The organism is Lichenibacterium minor, assembly GCF_004137685.1.
GTDB lineage: Bacteria > Pseudomonadota > Alphaproteobacteria > Rhizobiales > Beijerinckiaceae > Lichenihabitans > Lichenihabitans minor.
Genome location: NZ_QYBB01000026.1, coordinates 20,872 through 40,770, shown reverse-complemented (window position 1 = coordinate 40,770; position 19,899 = coordinate 20,872). Strand labels below are relative to the sequence as shown.

Below are 19,899 nucleotides of genomic sequence, written 5' to 3'. Positions count from 1 at the left end.
GCGCCCGTGCACTCCTTCCTGCTGCGCCGCGCCGGGGGCCTCCTGGTGGTGATGGTGCTGGTCGCCCTCATCGTGTTCGTGATCGTCCGCGTCGTGCCCGGCGACCCCGCATCCGTGATGCTGGGCTCGGCGGCGACGCCGGACGACGTCGCGGCGCTGCGCACGCGGCTCGGGCTCGACCAGCCGCTGCTCGTGCAGTTCCTGCTGTACTGCAAGCAGATCGCCAGCCTGGACCTCGGGCAGTCGATCTTCCTGAACCGTCCGGTCTCGCAGGCCATCGCCGAGCGGGCCGGATTGACGAGCCTCCTCACCCTCATGTCGGCCGCCATCGCCATCGCGATCGGGGTGCCGGTGGGCGTGATCTCGGCCGTGCGGCGCGGCCGGCCCACGGACCACGTCGCCACCGCGGGGGCGATGCTCTTCGCATCGCTGCCGAGCTTCTGGGTGGGGCTGACGCTGATCGAAGCGCTGGCCGTGCGTCACGCCTGGTTCCCGGTCGCCGGCTGGGGCGACCCCGGCGACGGGCTCGGCGCCCACGTCTATCACCTCGTCCTGCCCGCGGTGGCGCTCGGCCTGCCGAACTCGGCCCTCATCATCCGCTTCACCCGCACCAGCATGCTCGACGTGCTGGGCGAGGACTATGTCCGCACCGCGCGGGCCAAGGGCGTGCGGCCCTGGCACGTCGTCACCCGCCACGCGCTGCGCAACGCCCTGATCCCGGTGCTGACCGTGATCGGCCTGATGGTCGCGACGCTGATCGGCGGCGCGATCGTGACCGAAACGGTGTTCGGCCTTCCGGGCGTGGGCAACCTCATCGTGTCGGCCGTGCTGCGCCGCGATTATCCCGTAATCCAGGGCGCGCTGCTGGTGATCTCCGGCCTCTACGTGCTCATCAACCTCGCCGTCGACCTCCTCTACACCCTCGTCGACCCGCGGGTGCGCCCATGACGGACGATCCTTCGATGCGCGTCGAGCCCGCGGTGCCGGCCGACCCGCCCGTCCTTTCGGGGCCGCGCCCGCGATCCCCCCGCCGCCTGCTGCTCGGCCGCCTGCTGCGCCGCCCGACCGCGCTCTGTGCCATGGCGATCCTCGCGCTCGTGGTGCTGGCCGCCGCCTTCGCCCAGACGCTCGCCCCCTATGCGCCGTCGCGGATGGACATCGCCCACCGCCTCGCGGCCCCCGATGCCCGCCACCTCCTCGGCTCCGACGATTTCGGCCGCGACGTGTTGAGCCGGTTGCTGTTCGGCGCCCGGCTGTCCCTCGCCGTCGGCGCCCTGGTGGTGATGCTGGCGACCGCGCTCGGCCTCGCCATCGGGATCACGGCCGGCTTCGTGCGGCGCCTCGACGCCGCGCTGATGCGCTTCACCGACGCCCTGATGGCCTTCCCCGACATCCTGCTCGCCATCGCGCTCGTGGCCGGGCTCGGTCCCTCGCTCTTCGACGTCGTTCTGGCGCTCGGCATCGTGTACACGCCGCGCGTCGCCCGCATCGTGCGCGGCGCCACGCTGGTGCTGCGCGAACTGCCCTTCATCGAGGCGGCCCGGTCGATGGGCGCTTCCACGCCCCGCATCATGGCGACCCACCTCCTGCCGAACCTGACGTCGGCGCTGATCGTGCAGGGGACGTTCATCTTCGGTTACGCCATCCTGACCGAGGCGGCGCTGTCCTTTCTCGGCACCGGCGTCCCGCCCACCACGCCCACCTGGGGCAACATGATGGCGGGCGCGCAGGCCTACATGGGCCGCGCCGACTGGCTCATCTTCGTGCCCGGCGCCGCCATCGTGCTCACGGTTCTGTCGCTGCAGATCCTCGGCGACGGGCTGCGCGACGCCCTCGACCCCAAGCTGCAGAGGCTGATGTGACCGAGAGCCTGATCCGCCGCGCCCGCGTCATCGACGGCACCGGCGCACCCTGGTTCCGCGCCGACGTGCGGATCGCCGCGGGGCGCATCGCCGCCGTCGGTCCCGACCTGCCGGTGGCAGGCGCGCGGGTGGTCGAGGCCGGGGACCGTTATCTCGCGCCCGGCTTCATCGACGCGCATTGCCACGACGACGCGGCCTTCCTGCGCGAGCCGACGCGGCCCGAGAAAGTGCTGCAGGGCGTGACCACGGTCGTGGTGGGCAACTGCTCCTTCTCGCTCTATCCGGCGCGGCCCGCCTCGGCCGAGGCGCTGCGCCTCCACTTCTCGGGCCTGCTCGGCGAAACCGCGCCCGACGAGGTCTTCGACAGCCTCGACGCCTACCGGTCCACCCTGCACGGGCGCGGCATCGGCCCGAACCTCGTGTCTCTCGTCGGCCACGCTGCCCTGCGCCTCGCCGCCATGGGATACGACGACCGGCCCGCGACACCGGCCGAGGTCGCCGCCATGGTGGCGCTGCTCGACGCCCAGCTCGCCGCCGGTGCCGCCGGCCTGTCGCTCGGGCTCGTCTACCCGCCGAGCGCCTATGCGGAGGCGCCCGAGATGACGGCGCTAGCCGAAACCGTCCGGCGGCACGGCCGCGTGCTCGCCGCCCATGTCCGCTCCTATGAGGCGGGTCTGGTCGGCGCCGTGGACGAGTTCCTGGGCCTGCTGCGCGCGTCCGGCGCCGCGGGCCTGCTGAGCCACCTGCAGTCGGCCGGGCGCCCCAACTGGGGCGGCGTGCCGAAGGCGATCGCACGCCTGGAAGCGGCGCGCGCCGAGGGGCTCGACGTGTCTTTCGACATGTACCCTTATCCGGCGGGCAGCTCCTACATGCTGCAACTGCTGCCGCCGGAAGCTCAGGCCGGCGGGCTCGCGCCGCTCCTGGCCCGCCTGCACGATCCAGCGGAGCGGGCGGCCTTGCGCGACTGGGTGGAGCGCGGCCCCGCCGACCCTCACGCGGCGCAGTCGAAGATCTCGCTCATCGGCTGGGCCAACGTGCTGGTTTCGGGGGTGGGCGCCCCCGGCCTGAAGCGCTTCGAAGGCCTGCGGATGGATGCCGCGGCGGCCGAGGCGGGCCTCGACCCCTTCGACCTCATGGTGCGGTTCGTCGAGGACGATGCCGGGCAGACCGCCATCGTGATGTTCCAGCTCGACGAGGCCGACCTCCGCGCCGCCTGCACCCATTGCCTCCACATGTTCGGCTCGGACGGGCTGCCGCGGCCCGGCACGCGGCCCCATCCCCGCGCCTACGGCACCTTTCCGCGCGTGATCGGCAAGCTCGCCCGCGCCGACGGCTGGTTCGGCCTGGAAGAAGGCGTGCGGCGCATGACGTCGATGCCGGCCGGGCGCTTCGGCCTCGCGGACCGCGGGGTGCTGCGCCCCGGCCTCGCGGCCGACCTCGTGCTCTTCGCCGACGACACGATCGACCGCGCCACCTTCGCCGACCCGGTGCAGATGCCCCACGGCATCACCGACGTCTGGGTGGCGGGTGAGGCCGTCGTGGAGGACGGCGCCGTCACGGGCCGGCTGCCGGGACGCGTGCTCTGCGGCCCCCCCTCCATCACCGGCTGAGGAGCCGCCCCATGCAGATCGCCGACCTCGAAACGCCCGTCCCCGTGATCGACCTCGACCGGGTCGACCGCAACCTCGAAGCCATGCAGGACTATTGCGACCGGCACGGGTTGAGGCTCCGGCCCCACATCAAGACCCACAAGCTGCCGCATCTGGCGCGCCGTCAGGTGGAACTCGGCGCCGTCGGCATCACCTGCCAGAAGCTCGGCGAGGCCGAGGTGATGGCCGACGCCGGCCTCGACGATATCCTCATCTCCTACCCGCTGATCGGCCCAGCCAAGGCGCTGCGCTTGGCGGGGCTGGCCCGGCGGGCACGCATGAGCGTCGCCGTCGACAGCGGGATGGCGCTCGACACGGCCGCGGCCGCAGCGGCGGCTTCGGGTGCCGAGATCGGCGTGCTCGTCGAGTTCGAGAGCGGCGCGAACCGCGTGGGTGTGGGCACGGTTGCGGAAGCGCTGGACCTCGCGCGCCGGGCCGCCGCGCCCCCGGGCCTGCGCTTCGACGGGCTGATGACCTATCCGCTCGGAGCCGCCGCGGCGGGCTTCATCGCCGAAAGCCACGCGGCCTTCGCGCTCGCCGGCATCGAGATCCGCACCGTGTCGGGCGGCGGCACGCCGACGGCCTGGACCGCGCACGAGACGCTGGGCCTGACGGAGCTCAGGGTGGGCACCTATGTGTACCACGATCGCGCGACGGTCGCGGCCGGAGCGGCCGCGCTCGACGACTGCGCACTCCAGCTGATCGCCACCGTGGTGAGCCGCCCGACGCCCGACCGGGCTGTCATCGACGCAGGCTCGAAGAGCCTATCGAGCGACCTCCTGGCGCCGGAAGCGGGCCGTGGCTACGGGCTACTTCTGGACTATCCTGATGCCGTCATCGTCCGGCTCAACGAGGAGCACGGCACCGTGGACCTGTCGGGGTCTGCGCGGAAGCCTGCCCTCGGCGAGCGACTGCGTATCCTCCCAAATCACGTCTGCGTCGTTTCGAATCTGCATGATGCCGTCGCGACAGCGCGGAACGGTCGCGTGGTGGGCGCCGTACCGATCGCCGCACGGGGGCGGACGACGTGACGGGACGGATGTCGCGCCCCTGTCGGCGCCTGTCGCCGTCGTGTTCCGACCTGCCGGGCCGACGTTGAAAACGGTCGGGAAGCGGAACAGCTGCTTCGGATTTCTTCGGTCACGATTGCAAACGTCTGACAGCCCCATCGGGAGTTCCTGCGAGCGAGCCGGCACTACTCACAGCGTGCAATCGAGGCCGGCCATCTCTTGAAGGGCGTCGTAGGCGGCCAGAACCGTTTCCATCTGGGCTCGATGAGCCGCCTGGAATGGCTCGCCCTGAATGGTTTCGTCAGGGTATTCGGTGATCAGGGTCAAAGGCACTGCCTGCCTTTCGTCGACGGTGAACAGGCAGGGAAAGCCGTTGACCGCCTCGAAGCCGGGCTCGCCGGACTGCGCACGGTAGAGCGAGAGCTGCCGCTCGGTGAAGGACAGGAGGTTTGGCACGCGGGCGAGGCGCCTGGTCACGCGCTCGACCAGATCGCGGGCTCGGCCCTCCCAGCCGACATGGTAGCGCAGGATGAGGAAAAAGCCCTTCGGCAGGGTCCACAGGGCGAAGCCGTGCGGCACGTAGCCCGACAGCGGCCGCGTCCACTCGTGCGCCGGATAGCCGTGGAGATTGACGTGAAGGAGCGCCTTCGTCCGCCGCATGGCCTCCACGCGGACGGCCCGCTCGCCGGGATCGTCGTCGGGCCGGTATTCCAGGTCATCGCCGAGCGCCGTGTAGCGGGCGGCGTGGTGCATGTGCGACGGGTTGCTCCGGCACAGGCGCAGGTGCAGCGCCTGCCCGTCCGGGTTTTCCAGGGGCGAGAGCGTGAAATGAGCCTCGCTCCGTCCAGCGAGCAGGGCCCCCGCCCGCAGCGCGCCGACGATGCCGCTCGGCTCGTTCGCGTGCTGACCGCCCGAGATCATCATCCCGCGATCTCGCCCGCGCCGGTGGCGGGCTGAAACGGGGCGCCCGGCGAGAGAGCGCGCTTCGAAGGCCTCGCCGCCGATGGCCTCCAACGCCCGGTGGACGGCAGCGGCCGAGAGCGGCGCCTGCGCTTCCTCGACCGCGCCGTCCCACCCCTCGAGCTCCTCGACCGACAACGGCCGCGTCTCGATGCGCAGGTGGGAATCGCCCGGCGCGTGGCGGATGTCGGGCACGATCTGCCCGGGACGCATGCCGCGCGCGCCCCGTTCCAGCCCCGCCTCGGCGCCGAAGACCTCAAGCAGCGTGAAGTATAGGTCCTCGTGCAGCGCTTCCAGCAGGCTCAGTGTTTCTTCGCCGACGGGGAGCCGCTGCTCGGCGAAGGGCAGCGTCGCCGAAAGGCTCAACTCGCCGAAGAACGGGCCGTTCCCGTGCCAGCCCTGCGCGCCCACGGCTTCGACCGCGGCGGCAAAGACCGCCTCGAAGTCCGTCTCGAGCCTGTCGCCGTCCTCCGGCGCGCCCGCTCCCACGCGGAGCCAGCCGGTGGGCGACAGGACGGGCTCGTCGACCGCATCGGCGTGGAGCCGGTTCGGCGCGAACACATCGAGTTCCCGTCGCCGCCCGTCCTTCCAGGCGAGATCGACGTGATAGGAGAGAACCGCGGTCGCGACAGGCTCGAAGGCGATCTCGGCGTCCGCGACCAGGGCGGCGAGCGGATAGGTTTCCAGGCGGAAGCGGTTCGGCGCGACCGCCGCCGGATGAACGGGATAGCGCACCCGCACGCTCGCCAACCCGTCCCGGTCGACCTCTTCGAGGAAGGCATGCAGGAGCGGCTTGTAGGCGCTGCGCAGCCGCGCCCTGATGCCGAACCCGGCGAGGCGTGCCTCGGCGGCGCGGCGGGCGGGCGCGTCGTCGAAGGTCCAGGCCTGGAGTTCGGTGCCGCGCGCCTCGTCCCGGCAGAAGCGGAGCAGGAGCGCGTCCAGCGTGCGGGGGAAGCGCTTGTCGAGGATGAGCGTCATCGCGCGGTTCTTCCGATGTCGGGATCGTCCCTCGGGTCGTCGTCGAGGGGGGCGAGCTTGAGCACGATGGACGGGAGGCCGGCGTGGGGCTGTCGGATGCCTCACGGCCGGGCAAGCCGCCGGGAGGCGCTCAGAACACGACGTAGGTCATGAGGACGATGTTGAAGGCCAGGATCAGCACGCCCGTCAGGGCCTGCACCTTGATGACCGCCCAGCGGTCGGGCAACTCCAGCAGCGCGACCGGCACGATGTTGAAGTTGGCCGCCATCGGCGTCATCAGCGTGCCGCAGAATCCCGACAGCATGCCGAGCGCCGACATGGTGACCGGGTTGCCGCCGAACTGGTGCACGATCAGCGGCAGGCCGACGCCCGCCGTCATCACCGGGAAGGCCGCGAAAGCGTTGCCCATGACGATCGTGAACAGCGCCATGCCGACCGCGTAGGCGACGACCGCAGCGGTGCCGCTCGTCATGGGTACGGTGCTGGTCACGAGACTCGCGACGACCTTGCCCACCCCCGACAGGACGAAGACGGCCCCGAGCGCGGCCAGCATCTGGGGCAGCGCGGCGGCCCAGCTCACCGCGTCGATCAGTCGGCGTCCTTCCCGGAGCGGGGTTCCGACAGGCGGCCGCAGCAGGGCGAAGGCGACCGCGAGGGCTGCCAGCACGCCGAGGGCGAGCGAGATCAGCGTCACCTGCGCGGGATCGACCAGCGGCCGTCCCGCCACGATGACGCCCTTCAGCGCCAACGTGCCGATGACCGTCACGGCGGGGATGACCAGCGCCGGGACGAACAGCAGGTTGCCGAAGCGCCTCGACCCGTCGAGCCGCTGTTCGGGCGTCGAGGTCCGCGTGGCGCCCGGCTTCAGGCCTCCGAAGCCTGCCAGGATCACCATGGCGAGCACCAGAATGCCGTTCACGACGTCGGGCAGGTAGGAGCCGGCGATGAACGTCACCGCATAGGCGCCCCAGAAGGACGCGCTGCGCCACCGCCGAGGGTTGGAGCGGTCGAACAGGTGCTGGAGCGCGTAGGCCCCGAACATCAGGCCGGTCAGGATGTAGACGGATTCGAGGCCGATCACGCTTGTTTCCCCCTGCAACGGGCGAGGCGACGGTCGAGCAGCATCAGACGCGCGCCGTGCACCAGGAAGGCGAAGACCGCGGTCGGGATGGCCCAGACCGACAGGTCGAGCGGCTGCACCTGGATGCCGTTGTCGGCCAGCACGGCCTTGATCAGCAGCAGCGAGCCGATGGCGATGAAGATGTCCTCGCCGAAGAACACCCCGATGTTGTCGACCGCCGCCGCATGGGCGCGGATGAGGTGTGCGGTGTCCTCCGGCAGGGGGCCGTGCCGTTCCTCGGCTGCTTCCGCCATGGGGGCGATCAGCGGGCGCACCATCTGGGCCTGGCCGCCGAGCGAGGTCAGGCCTAAAGCGGCGGTGGATTGGCGCACCAGCAGGTAGGCCAGGAGCAGGCGGCCCGCCGTGGCGGCGTGCATCCGTCCGATCAGCGCTTGTGCGCGCTCGCGCAGGCCGGTGTGCTCCAGCACGCCGATCACCGGCAGCACGAGCCACACGATGCCGACGAAGCGGTTGGCCACGAAGGCCTTGCCGAAGGCGGACAGGATCGCGATCGGGTCGAGGCCGGCGGCGAGGCCGGTCACGAGGCCCGCGACGGTCACGACGAGCAGCGGGTTCAGCCCTATGAGGAACCCGACGATGATGACGAGGACACCGGATAAGACGAGCATGCGGCGGTTCTCCCGAACGGGCCGGTGGGGTGCGGTTCAGACGGTGGCGGCGGCCCTGGCCGCCTGTCCGTAAGTTCCCGAAAGCTGCCGGAGCAGGGCCGCGACCCTCGACAGGTCGGCCTCGGACGCGGTGGTGGCCTTGACGGCCTCGACGAGGATGGCTTCGCGGACCTCGCCGTAGCGGGCGCACAGGTCGATGCCGGTTTGCGTGATCGAGACCACCTTCTCCTTGCCGCTACGCCTGGTCGCGACGAGGCCGAGACCCTCGAGTTTGCGCACCGAGTAGGTCGCGAGGTGTGTCTCCTCGATGTCGAGCACGAGGGCGATGTCGGCGAGGCGCTTGGGCCGGTCCCGATGTCTGACGGTGTGCAGGATCAGGACGTCGGTCGGGGAAAGCTGCGACATTCCGGCGGCCGCCATGCAGCGGGCCATCCAGCGATGGTAGGCCGCGACGAACAGCGTGACGCTGAACTCGACCTCCGACAGCGCCGGAAGGCTCCCGCTCGCCAGATGCGCCGACGAGACGAGCAGCGGCGCGACTTCGGCGGCGGCGGTCGGCTTCTTGGACATGCGTGCCCTCCGTCATTGCGATGGATCGTAGCCGACACGCAAAGGCAGTGCCAACATTTGATTGACGATTCATCGATGTTTTGTTGACGTGGCGCGCCGGAAACGGGCGTCTCCCCTTCCGGCACTGAAACGACGTGGGAGCGTGTCGATGGGTGAGTCTGCTTGGCAGTTCTGGATCGACCGGGGCGGTACCTTCACCGACGTGGTCGCACGGGCGCCGGACGGCGCGCTGTCCACCCACAAGCTCCTGAGCGAGAACCCCGAGCGCTACCGAGACGCGGCGGTCGCGGGCATTCGTCGGGTGCTCGGGCTGACCCCGGGCGCGCCCATCCCTCCCGGCACGATCGACGCGGTGCGGATGGGCACGACGGTGGCCACCAACGCCCTGCTGGAGCGCAAGGGCGAGCGCACGCTGCTCGTCGTCAACCGCGGCTTCGCCGATGCGCTGCGCATCGGGCCGCAGAGCCGGCCGCGCCTGTTCGACCTCGACATCCGGCTGTCGACCCTGCTCCACGAGCGCGTGGTGGAAGTTTCAGGCCGCGTCGGCGTCGGCGGTGACGAGGTCGAGCCGCTCGACGAGGATGGGGCCCGGGACGCCTTCGCGCGCGCCGTCGCCGACGGCATCTCGTCCTGCGCGATCGCCCTGATCCACAGCTGGCGCCACCCGGAGCACGAGCGGAGGCTCGTCGCCATCGCCCGCGAGGCCGGCTTCGCCCAGGTGTCGGCGAGCCACGAGGTCAGCCCGCTCCTGCGCCTCGTCCCTCGCGCCGACACGGCGGTGGTGGACGCTTACCTGTCGCCCATCCTGCGCCGCTACGTCGAGCAGGTCGCCTCGGAACTCGGCGACACGCGCCTCTACTTCATGCAGTCGCACGGCGGCCTCGCCGAGGCCCGCGCCTTCGGCGGCAAGGACGCCATCCTGTCCGGCCCGGCGGGGGGCATCGTCGGCGCGGCCCGCACGGCCGCCATGGCCGGCATCGACCACGTGGTCGGCTTCGACATGGGCGGCACCTCGACCGACGTGGCGCTCTACGCCGGCGCCTACGAGCGAAGCTTCGAGACCGAGGTGGCGGGGGTGCGCGTCCGGGCGCCCATGATGGACATCAACACGGTGGCGGCGGGGGGCGGCTCGGTGCTGCACTTCGACGGCGCGCGTTTCCGCGTCGGCCCGGACAGCGCCGGTGCCAACCCCGGCCCCTCCGCCTACCGTCGCGGCGGCCCGCTCACCGTCACCGACGCCAACATCTGCCTCGGCAAGATCCAGCCGCGGCACTTCCCGGCCATCTTCGGGCAGAACGGCGACCTGCCGCTCGACGCCGAGGTCGTGAGCACCCGCTTCGCCGCGCTGGCCGAAAAAGTGGGTGCGGCGAGCGGCCGCGACCCGGATCCCCGCGAGGTCGCCGAAGGCTTCGTGCGCATCGCCGTCGCCAACATGGCATCGGCGGTCAAACAGGTGTCGACCCGGAAGGGGCACGACCTGTCGCGCTTCGCCCTGCAGTGCTTCGGCGGCGCCGGTGGGCAACACGCCTGCCAGGTGGCCGATGAACTCGGCATGGATCGCGTGCTGCTCCATCCCTTCGCGGGCGTGCTGTCGGCCTACGGCATGGGCCTCGCCGACCAGACGGTGCTGCGCGAGCGCTCCGTCGAGTTCCCCTTCACCGGCGACGTCCTGCCCATGCTGCGACGCGAGGCCGTCCGGCTCGGGGACGAGGCGGTATCCTCCCTCGTCGCTCAGGGCGCGCGGCAGGACGACATCGTCACCTCCACCTCCGTGCACCTGCGCTATGCCGGCACGGAAGCGGCCTTGCCGATCGCCCTCGCCCCCTTCGACGACATGGTGGACGCTTTCACCCGCGCCCACCGCTCGCGCTTCGGCTTCGCCACGCCGGGCCGCGACCTCGTGGCCGACACCGTCGCGGTCGAGGCGACCTCGGCGGGAGAGGCCGTCAGCGAAGCGGAACTGCCGGTCCGCTCCGGCGCTCCGCTCGCACCGGTCGACGAGGTCGACCTGTGGACGGCCGGGCGGGCTTGGCGGGCGCCGGTGTTCGATCGAGGCGCGTTGCTCGCCGGCGACCGGATCGCGGGGCCGGCGCTCGTGCTTGAAAGCATCGGCACCATCGTGGTGGAGCCGGGTTGGACAGCGGAGACGACGAGGCTCGGCCACGTCGTCCTGAACCGCACATCGCCCCGCGCCGCGCAGGCGGTGGCCGGCGCCGAGGCCGCCGACCCGGTGCTGCTCGAAGTTTTCAACAACCTCTTCATGCATGTCGCCGAACAGACCGGGCTCGTGCTGCAGAACACCTCGCAGAGCGTCAACATCAAGGAACGGCTCGACTTCTCCTGCGCGATCTTCGACGCCGAGGGCGGCCTCGTCGCGAACGCGCCCCACGTGCCCGTCCACCTCGGCGCCATGGGCGAAAGCGTGCAAACGGTGCTCCGCAAACGGGGCGGACGCCTGCGCCCCGGCGACGTCGTGGCGCTGAACGACCCCTACGCGGGCGGCACGCACCTGCCCGACATCACCGTGATCACCCCCGTGTTCGACCCCGACGGGCGGGACGTCCGTTTCTTTGTCGGCTCACGTGGGCATCATGCCGACGTCGGCGGGCTCACGCCCGGCTCCACCCCGCCCGAGTCGCGAACGTTGGAAGACGAGGGCGTCGTCATCGACGACTTCCTGCTGTGTTCCGAGGGAGAGTTCCGCGAGGACGCGTTCCGCGCCTTGCTGGCCTCTGCCCGCCATCCGGCCCGCTCGCCCGACGTCAACATCGCGGACATCAAGGCGCAGGTGGCCGCCAACGAGAAGGGGGTCACCGAACTCGGCCTCGTGGTGAAGCGCTACGGCTGGGAAACCGTGCAGGCCTACATGGGTCACGTGATGGACAATGCGGAGGAAGGCGTCCGCCGCGTAATCGACCGCTTGGCGGGCGGCAGCTTCGCCTACCGGATGGACGACGGCGCGACCCTGAGCGTCGACGTGTCGGTGGACAGGGCCGCCCGCACCGCGACCGTGGATTTCACCGGCACGTCGCCGCAGGACGCCGGCAACTTCAACGCGCCCCCCGCCGTCGTCCGCGCCGTCGTGCTCTACTGCTTTCGCTGCCTCGTCGGGGCCGACATCCCGCTCAACGACGGTTGCCTGAAGCCGATCCGCATCGTGATCCCGGAGGGCACGTTCCTGTCTCCACGGCCCGGGGCTGCCGTGGTGGCGGGAAACACCGAGGTGAGCCAGGCCGTGTGCAACGCGCTGTTCGGCGCCCTCGGGACGCTCGCCTGCAGCCAGGGGACCATGAACAACTTCCTGTTCGGCGACGCCACCTGCCAATATTACGAGACGATCTGCGGTGGCGCTGGGGCGGGACCGGACTTTGACGGTCAGTCGGCTGTGCACACGCACATGACCAACACCCGCATGACCGACCCCGAGGTGCTGGAGTTGCGCTACCCTGTCCGATTGGAAGAATTCTCCATCCGCCGCGGCTCGGGCGGCGCGGGCCGGCACCGGGGCGGGGACGGCGCGGTACGCCGGCTGCGCTTTCTCGAACCGATGACGGCCGTGATCGTGTCGTCCCGGCGCTCGGTCGCGCCCTTCGGTCTCGACGGTGGCGCGGACGGCGCCCCCGGCCTGCAATGGGTCGAGCGGGCGGACGGGACGCGCGAGGACGTGGCGGGCCGCTCGCGCGCCGACCTCGCCTCCGGGGACGTCTTCGCCATCGCCACGCCAGGCGCCGGCGGCTTCGGTCGACCCTGAAGGTGCAGTTTGGCGGTTCGCCGGCATAAGCTGGCGTCCCTGCCTGGGAAGTCTGCCTACCGCTGGCGGCGTGCGCGAACGTTTGAGCATTCCGCCGCCGATCGATCGAAGCGCGGCAGGTCTTCTCTGGCCCGACCCGCCATCAGAGTCGTGTCCTCCCACGGAGTCGACTCAGCCCATCGTCTCCTAACGGCGAGGCAGGGTGGGGAGCGGAACGGCTATTTTCGATCAGGAGCGGGCGAAAGGAAACCTTGCCACCGGCGCTATCAGGTCGCTTCTGTCATAAAAGCTTTCGCACAATGATCCCCTTCGGCGACAGACCTTGGCGACGCCGACCTGCCCCGACGGCAACAAGCCCGCCGGTCCGGCAGCATAAAGTCAGAGACCAAGCGAGATAACGAGGCCGCCTCACAGCGGATCCATGGCCAGAGCAGGATGGCGAAGAAGCCGCCTCTGCCTGCCGCGAAAGTGCTTTGGAGATTGCGAGGCCGCAAAGCCACAGGGCATACGCTCCTGGACTTCAGGCTCTTGTCCGATGTATCGCTGCGCTCCGCCGGCAACGTCCGGATGGAAGCAGAAGACCAGACACACAGGGGAAGCGCTCCATGGACCGTCGTTCGTTCGTCATCGCCGGCTTCGGTGCCGGCATGCTTGCGGCATTCCCGGGCTTCGCCCGCGCCGCCGGAGGGACCCCAAAAATCGGGCTGGTGATGAAGTCGCTCGCCAACGAGTTCTTCAAGGACATGCAGGAGGGCGCCGTCGCCTACGCCAAGAAGCGCGGCGGCTTCGAGCTGATCCCCGTCGGCATCCAGTCCGAGACCGACATCGACGGTCAGATCGCCGCCGTCGAGAACTTGCTCACCCGCGGCGTCGACGCCATCGTGATTGCCCCGGCGGACAGCCGCGCCCTGCTGCCCCCCGTGGCCCGCGCGGTGAAGAGCGGCGTCAAGGTCATCAACATCGACGTCGCGTTCGACCCCGAAAGCATGAAGAAGCGCGGCGTCGACATCGCCTTCGTGGGACCGGACAACCGCGCCGGCGCCAAGATGTCGGGCGAGGTGCTGGCTCAGGCCCTCGGCCGGGGCGGCAAGGTCGTCATCGTCGAGGGCAACCCCGGCGCCGAGAACGCCACCCAGCGCAAGCTGGGATATCAAGACGCCATCACGGCGGGCGGCCTCACCCTCATCGACAGCCGCACCGCCCATTGGGAAACCGAGGAGGCCAACAGCGTCTTCACCGACATGCTGACCGCCCACCCGGACATCCAGGGCGTGATGGCAGCCAATGACTCCATGGCTCTCGGTATCGTCAAGGCCATCCAGGCGCGCGGCAAGACGGGCGCCATCAAAGTCGTGTCCTTCGACGACATCCCGGCCGTGAAGCCCCTGCTGGAAAGCGGCGCCCTGCTGGCCACCGTCGACCAGTTCGGCTCGCAGCTCGCCGCCGACGGCATCGACGAGGCCCTGAAGGAGATCGGCGGCCAGAACCTCACGGGTTGGATCAAGACGGAGCTGAAGCTGGTGAAGGGCAAGGGCGCGGCCTGACGCGTCCCATGACCCCGATGCTGTCCCTACGGGGGATCGGCAAACGCTTCCCCGGCGTGGTGGCGCTGGACGGCGTCGACCTCGACATCGCGCAGGGTGAGACCCACGCGCTGGCAGGGGAGAACGGCGCCGGCAAGTCGAGCGTCATCCGGCTGCTCGCCGGCATCCATCGCCCGGACGCCGGGACGATGGCGCTCGCCGGCGAGCCCTACACGCCCGCCTCGCCCACGGACGCGATCCGCGCCGGCATCCGCGTGGTGCACCAGGAGCTGAACCTGCTGCCGGCGCTCAGCGTCGCGGAGAACCTGTTGTTCGAGCGCCTGCCGCGCCGTGCGCTCGGGTTCCTCGACCGGCGGCGGATGGACGAGGAGGCGCGCGCGCTGCTCGACCGCGTCGGCCTGGCTGATCTGTCACCGCGCGCGCCCGTGGAGGGGCTCGGCGTCGCGCAATGCCAGCTGATCGAGATTGCCAAGGCGCTGCGCAGCGACGGCGGCCGCGTGCTGGTGCTCGACGAGCCCACCGCGACCCTGACGCCGCGCGAGTCGGGCCGCCTGTTCGAGCAGATCGAGGCGCTGAAGGCCCGCGGCCTGACGATGATCTACGTGTCCCACCACCTCGCCGAGATCTTCGCGCTCTGCAACCGGGTCACGGTGCTGCGCAACGGCCGCATCGTGTCGACGGAGCGCACCGCTGACACCAGCCCGCCGGAGTTGGTGCGCGCCATGATCGGCCGGTCGTTGGCCACTCAGGCGCCTGTGTCAGGCGGCCCAGTCGGCGCTGAGGCGCTGGCCGTTCGGCGCCTGCGCCCCAAGGGTGCTCCCCCTGGCCCCGGGCTGGACTTTGCGGTGCGGTACGGCGAGATCGTCGGCATCGCGGGCCTCGTCGGCGCTGGCCGAACCGAAGTGCTGCGCGCGATCTACGGCGCCGACGGGCCACCCCGCGGCGAGGTGTTCCGAGACGGCAAAGCCGTCGCCATCCGCTCGCCGCGTGACGCTACGGCGGCCGGCATCGGCCTGCTCACCGAAGACCGCAAGGCGGAAGGACTGGTGCTGTCCATGTCCTCCGCCATCAACACCAGCCTCGCCGCCCTCCCCCGAGTGACGCGTGCCGGGTTCATGCGCGCCGACGCCGAGCGGGCTGCCTGCGTGCGATACGCGGGGGAACTCGCCACACGGCTCAGCGGGCCCGGGCAGCCGGCCGGGCAGCTTTCCGGCGGCAACCAGCAGAAAGTGGTGCTGGCGAAGTGGCTCTTCGCCGAAGCCCGCGTGCTGATGCTCGACGAGCCGACGCGCGGCATCGACGTCGGCGCCAAGGCCGAGATCTATGCCTTGCTGGGCCGCCTCGCCGCAGGAGGCCGCGCGCTGCTGGTCGTGTCGTCCGAATTGCCGGAACTGATCCATCTCTGCGATCGCATCCTGGTGCTGTCGCGCGGCCGTTTCGCCGGCGAGGTGGCGCGCGCCGATTTTTCCGAGGAGCGCATCCTCGGCCTCGCCTACAGCGGCTACATGGGGGAGACCGCGTCATGAGTGCCGCCACGCCTGATACGGCTCTACCCCTGCGCTTCCGCCGCTCGCGCCTGCTGCTGCGCGACGCCGGCATCGGGGTGGCGCTGCTGGCCTTGGTGGCGTTCTTCGCCCTCGCGGCGCCGGACTTCCTGTCCGGCACCAACATGTCCAACATCCTGACCCAGATCACCATCAACCTGATCCTGGCGACGGGCATGACCTTCGCCATCCTGATCGGTGGCATCGACCTGTCGGTCGGCGCCGTGATGGCTCTCTGCGCGGTCGTGGCCGGCACGGTGATGAAGCTGGACGCCTTGCCCGAGGTGGTGGCGGTAGGCTTGGGCATCGCGGCGAGCCTCGGTGTCGGCATTGCGGCTGGTGCGCTGAACGGCTTCGTGTCGGCCTTCTGGGGCGTGCCCTCCTTCATCGTCACGTTGGGCATGCTGAACGTCGCCCGCGGCCTCGCGCTGGAGGTCACCAACGCCCGCACGATCTACGACTTCCCGGACAGCTTCATCGCCTTCGGCACCGCCAGCCTGTTCGGCCTGCCGGTGATGTTCCTGCTCGCCTTGGCGCTCTTGGCGCTCGGCTGGGTCGTGCTGACCCGCACGGTGTTCGGGCGGATGATCTACGCCATCGGCAACAACGAGGAAGCGGTGCGCCTGTCGGGCCACCGCCCCTTTGACACCAAGGTGCTGGCCTTCGCCGTCACGGGGGCCTGCGTGGGCATAGCCGCGATCGTCTATGTGACGCGGCTGTCCATCGCCAACCCGATCCTCGGCGTCGGCTTCGAACTCAACGCCATTGCGGCGGTGATCATCGGTGGCACGTCGCTGTCGGGCGGGCGAGGCTCGCTGGTCGGGACCTTGCTCGGCGCCATCATCATCGGCGTGCTCGGCAACGGCCTGATCCTGATGGGTGTGACGGACTTCATCCGTCAGATCATCACGGGGCTGGTCATCATCCTGGCGGTGGTTCTCGACAGCTACCGTGCCCGGCTGTCGCGCTCCTTGGGGTGAAAGCGTCCCGCGGTCCCTGCCTTGGGCGACGGTGATCGACAACGTCGTGGTGGGGCTCGGCCCGGAAGCCGGCAGCCGGATGCGGGCCCAAGCCGTGGTCGGTCCGGCCTCCCCGCTGAGCTGCCACGCTACGCCCATGGCCACACAAACGGAATCCGTGCCGTGCCGAGTCCATTCACCGGAAACCGTATCACTCCTTCGGCATGTCGGCCGGCAGGTCCGCCTCGTGCCATCGCTTGAAGCTCGTCCGCAGCTTGCCGTCGGCGAGGTCCTTCTCGATCCAGGCGTTCACGGCCTTCTGGAGATCGCCGTCGCCCTTGCGCAGACCGACGGCATAGCCGTTCGTGCGGATCACGAACTTCTGCTCGATCGGGCGCGACGCACGTTTGTTGATGTCGCGCAATTGAGCGGGGGCGGAGATCATGATGTCCTGCTGACCCGATGACAGCGCCGTGATCAGGGTCGCGTCGTCGTCGAATCGCACGAGGCTGATCTTGTCGTCCGCCTTGGCGAGTCTGGTGGCGTCGGCATCGGCGCCGGTGCCGCGTGTGACCGCCACCGTCTTGCCTTCGAGATCCTTGGCGTCTTTGACAGCGACGTCGGCCGGGGCCGCGCAGATGATCGAGATCACGCCGTAGGGAACTGAGAAGTCGATGACCTTCTTGCGCGCTTCCGTGATGGAAAAGGACGCCATCACGGCGTCGATCTTGTGGGTTTGCAGGAAGGGGATCCGGTTGGCGCCCGTCGTGGGTACGATTTCCAGCTCCACCCCGAGATCGGCGGCGAGCAAGCGCGCCGCCTCGACGTCCGAGCCCGTCGGCTGCATGGCGGCGTCGACGGTGCCGTAGGGCGGCAGGCCGAGGTCGATTCCGACGAGGAGCTTGTGGCGGGCCTTGATGTCGGAGAGCGTGTCGGCCCGCGCCGGTGCCGCCGCCAGCAGGACCGTCAGGCAGGTCAAGCCCAGAAACGCCGTGGTCTTCATCGTGTCCTCCCGTGGTGTCACCGTCGTATCGAAGCTTATCCAACGGCTGGAGCAGGCCTGCTCCAGAGGTCGAGCAGCTTTCAAAGACCCGTGCCGACGAACTGCCTCAGTTCCGGCGTTTCGGGCCGGGACAGCAGGTCGCGCGGGCCAGTCTCGTGGACGCGGCCCTTGTGCATGAAGATGATCTTGTCAGCGACGCGGCTGGCGAAGGCCATCTCGTGGGTCACCAGCACCATCGTCATGCCGCCCCGGGCGAGGTCCTCCATCACCTTCAGCACCTCGCCGGTGAGTTCCGGGTCGAGTGCCGAGGTCACCTCGTCGAAGAGCATCACTTCCGGCTGCATGGCGAGGGCGCGCGCGATCGCGACGCGCTGCTGCTGGCCGCCCGACAGCTGTTCGGGATAGCTCGCGATCTTGTCGGACAGCCCCACCTTGGCCAGCACGTCGGCCGCGAGGGCACGGGCCTCGGTGGGCGCGGTCTTCTTCACCCGGCGCGGCGCCAGTGTGATGTTCTGCTCGACGGTGAGGTGCGGGAACAGGTTGTAGCTCTGGAACACGATCCCGACCCGCTTGCGCACCGCGTGGAGGTCGGCCTTGCCGTCGGGCGTCACGGCATGCCCGCAGACGTCGATCGAGCCCGTGGTGATGCGCTCCAGCCCGTTGATGCAGCGCAATGCCGTGCTCTTGCCCGAGCCGCTGCGGCCGATCAGGCACACGACCTCGCCGCGCCCGACCGCGAAGGAGATGCCCTTCAGCACCTCCACGATGCCGAAGCTTTTATGCACGTCGTTGAAGCGCACCATCGGGGTGGCCTGTGCCGGCTCCGCGGTCGACGCCGGGGCGATGGCATGGAGGGTCATGGTCAGGCTCCCCGGGCTCGTAGCCGCGCTTCGAGGCGTCGGCTAGCGTTCGACAATGGCGAACACAGCATGAAGTATATCAGCCCGACGATGCTGAAAATCAGGAAGGGCTCGTAGAGAGCGTTGTTGATGATCTTGCCCGACTGCGTCAGCTCGATGAAGCCGATGACCACCGCGTAGGACGTGTTCTTGATGATCTGCACCGAGAAGCCGATGGTCGAGGGGATCGCCAGGCGCAGGGCTTGCGGCAGCACCACGTCCACCATGCGCTGGAGGCCGTTCAGCGCCAGGCTGTCGGCCGCCTCCCATTGCGTCTTGGCGACGGCCTGGATGCAGCCTCGCCAGGTATCGCCGAGAAAGGCCGAGGAGTTGATGGCGATCGACAAGGCGACCGCGATCAGGGCCGGCACGTCGAAACCCGTCACCCCGAGCCCAAAGTAGGAGAGGAAGATCAGCACCGGCAACGGGATGCCCTGGACCACCTGGATCCAGGTACCGGCAGCGAGGCGCAACACGGCGAAGCGCGACACGCGCATCAGGGCCACGGCGAGCCCGAGGGCGCCCCCGCCGGCGAAGCCGAGCAGTGCCAGCGCGACCGTCCAGAGCGTTCCCTGGAGCAGGTAGACGATGTTGGCGAGCGAGAGGGTCATCGGGCGCCTCAGACCGGGGTGCCGAGGCGCCGGCGGCGCGGAAAGGCCGCCCAGGCCAGGAACGCGAAGGACAGGCGCAGGGCCATCGCCAGGGCGAGGTAGACCACCGCCACCACGATGTAGATCTCGAAGCCCCGAAAGGTTTCGGATTGGATGCGGCTCGCCGCCGCCATCAGCTCCTCGGTGGAGATCTGCGCCATGATGGAGGTGGCGAGCATCATCAGGACGAACTGCCCGGCGAGCGACGGCAGCACGCGTTCGATGGCCGGGGGCAGCACGACGTCGAAGAGGAGCTGCATCCGGCTGAGGCCGAGGCTCTCGGCGGCCTCGATCTGCCCCTTGCGGACGGACTCGATGCCCGAGCGGATGATCTCGCTGGTATAAGCGGCGATGTTGATCGTCAAAGCCAGCACGGCCGCCGAGAAGGCGGAGAACTTGAACCCGAGGCTGGCGAGACCGAAGAACAACCAGAAGACCTGAACCAGGAGCGGCGTGTTGCGAATGATCTCGACGTAGACCGCGATGGCGCGGCGCAGGGACGGGATGCGGCTCGTGCTGCCGATCGCACAGGCGGCGCCCAGCGCGAAGCCGAGCACGATGGCCAACACCGTCAGCTGCACGGTGAGCCAAGTGCCGTGCAGGATGTCGCGCCAGTAGGCGTTGTCGGGATCCCAAAGAAAGCTGAAGTCGAACTGGTAATTCACCGTTCTGCCTCCGCGACCACGGAAAGCCGGCGCGTGCCGATGCGGGGTACCGCCATGTCGCCATCCTCCCTGTGAAGTCCCTCGCGGGACGGCATGCCGGGCGCCG

Annotated in this window: 16 protein-coding genes; 8 read left to right on the top strand and 8 right to left on the bottom strand. The window is 69.9% G+C overall.

The genetic code is table 11. The features are described 5' to 3' along the window. Positions 1 to 6 precede the first annotated feature (6 nt). Genes D3273_RS19085 through D3273_RS19070 form a run of 4 tightly spaced genes read left to right on the top strand, consistent with a single transcriptional unit; the run spans position 7 to position 4,542 of the window. Positions 7 to 948, top strand: coding sequence for an ABC transporter permease (locus D3273_RS19085; protein ID WP_129228488.1), 942 nt, complete (start codon positions 7 to 9; stop codon positions 946 to 948). Further along, the gene (locus tag D3273_RS19080; protein ID WP_428977791.1) at positions 945 to 1,862 is read left to right on the top strand and encodes an ABC transporter permease; all 918 of its coding nucleotides are present in this window, start codon (positions 945 to 947) and stop codon (positions 1,860 to 1,862) included. The genes D3273_RS19085 and D3273_RS19080 overlap by 4 nt, the downstream gene beginning before the upstream one ends. Next, positions 1,859 to 3,472: an N-acyl-D-amino-acid deacylase family protein gene (locus D3273_RS19075; protein ID WP_129228487.1), complete on the top strand. Its 1,614-nt coding sequence runs from the start codon at positions 1,859 to 1,861 to the stop codon at positions 3,470 to 3,472. Before D3273_RS19080 ends, D3273_RS19075 begins: the two co-directional genes overlap by 4 nt. Before the next feature lie 11 nt (positions 3,473 to 3,483). After that, entirely contained in the window at positions 3,484 to 4,542 is a 1,059-nt protein-coding gene (locus tag D3273_RS19070; RefSeq protein ID WP_129228486.1) for an alanine racemase, read from the top strand. Positions 4,543 to 4,710: 168 nt separating this feature from the next. On the opposite strand, the gene D3273_RS19065 is transcribed toward D3273_RS19070, so the two are convergent. From D3273_RS19065 to D3273_RS19050, 4 genes are all read right to left on the bottom strand, one after another. Then, the gene (locus D3273_RS19065) at positions 4,711 to 6,459 is read right to left on the bottom strand and encodes a M14 family metallopeptidase (protein WP_129228485.1); all 1,749 of its coding nucleotides are present in this window, start codon (positions 6,457 to 6,459) and stop codon (positions 4,711 to 4,713) included. Between the two features lie 130 nt (positions 6,460 to 6,589). Then, complete coding sequence (locus D3273_RS19060) at positions 6,590 to 7,540, bottom strand: DUF979 domain-containing protein (protein WP_129228484.1); 951 nt, start codon at positions 7,538 to 7,540, stop codon at positions 6,590 to 6,592. Continuing rightward, positions 7,537 to 8,208: a DUF969 domain-containing protein gene (locus tag D3273_RS19055; protein ID WP_129228483.1), complete on the bottom strand. Its 672-nt coding sequence runs from the start codon at positions 8,206 to 8,208 to the stop codon at positions 7,537 to 7,539. The genes D3273_RS19060 and D3273_RS19055 overlap by 4 nt, the downstream gene beginning before the upstream one ends. A 36-nt stretch (positions 8,209 to 8,244) precedes the next feature. Next, positions 8,245 to 8,778, bottom strand: a complete 534-nt coding sequence (locus D3273_RS19050; RefSeq protein ID WP_129228482.1) for a winged helix DNA-binding protein — start codon at positions 8,776 to 8,778, stop codon at positions 8,245 to 8,247. A 148-nt stretch (positions 8,779 to 8,926) separates the two neighbouring features. Here D3273_RS19050 and D3273_RS19045 point away from each other — a divergent pair, with 148 nt between their 5' ends. From D3273_RS19045 to D3273_RS19030, 4 genes are all read left to right on the top strand, one after another. Further along, complete coding sequence (locus tag D3273_RS19045; RefSeq protein WP_129228481.1) at positions 8,927 to 12,529, top strand: hydantoinase B/oxoprolinase family protein; 3,603 nt, start codon at positions 8,927 to 8,929, stop codon at positions 12,527 to 12,529. Between the two features lie 605 nt (positions 12,530 to 13,134). Beyond that, on the top strand, positions 13,135 to 14,073 hold the full coding sequence (locus D3273_RS19040; protein WP_428977790.1) for a sugar ABC transporter substrate-binding protein: 939 nt from the start codon (positions 13,135 to 13,137) through the stop codon (positions 14,071 to 14,073). A gap of 8 nt (positions 14,074 to 14,081) precedes the next feature. Further along, entirely contained in the window at positions 14,082 to 15,599 is a 1,518-nt protein-coding gene (locus tag D3273_RS19035) for a sugar ABC transporter ATP-binding protein (protein WP_129228480.1), read from the top strand. Then, positions 15,596 to 16,597: an ABC transporter permease gene (locus D3273_RS19030; RefSeq protein WP_129228479.1), complete on the top strand. Its 1,002-nt coding sequence runs from the start codon at positions 15,596 to 15,598 to the stop codon at positions 16,595 to 16,597. The genes D3273_RS19035 and D3273_RS19030 overlap by 4 nt, the downstream gene beginning before the upstream one ends. Before the next feature lie 190 nt (positions 16,598 to 16,787). Here the strand turns inward: D3273_RS19030 and D3273_RS19025 are convergent, their stop codons facing one another. From D3273_RS19025 to D3273_RS19010, 4 genes are all read right to left on the bottom strand, one after another. After that, on the bottom strand, positions 16,788 to 17,579 hold the full coding sequence (locus D3273_RS19025) for a transporter substrate-binding domain-containing protein (RefSeq protein ID WP_129228478.1): 792 nt from the start codon (positions 17,577 to 17,579) through the stop codon (positions 16,788 to 16,790). Positions 17,580 to 17,659: 80 nt separating this feature from the next. Next, positions 17,660 to 18,439 carry an amino acid ABC transporter ATP-binding protein gene (locus D3273_RS19020; protein ID WP_129228477.1) on the bottom strand — a complete coding sequence of 260 codons (780 nt, stop codon included), beginning with the start codon at positions 18,437 to 18,439 and terminating at the stop codon, positions 17,660 to 17,662. A 2-nt stretch (positions 18,440 to 18,441) separates the two neighbouring features. After that, the gene (locus D3273_RS19015) at positions 18,442 to 19,089 is read right to left on the bottom strand and encodes an amino acid ABC transporter permease (protein WP_129228476.1); all 648 of its coding nucleotides are present in this window, start codon (positions 19,087 to 19,089) and stop codon (positions 18,442 to 18,444) included. Between the two features lie 8 nt (positions 19,090 to 19,097). Then, complete coding sequence (locus D3273_RS19010) at positions 19,098 to 19,793, bottom strand: amino acid ABC transporter permease (protein ID WP_129228475.1); 696 nt, start codon at positions 19,791 to 19,793, stop codon at positions 19,098 to 19,100. Positions 19,794 to 19,899 lie beyond the last annotated feature (106 nt).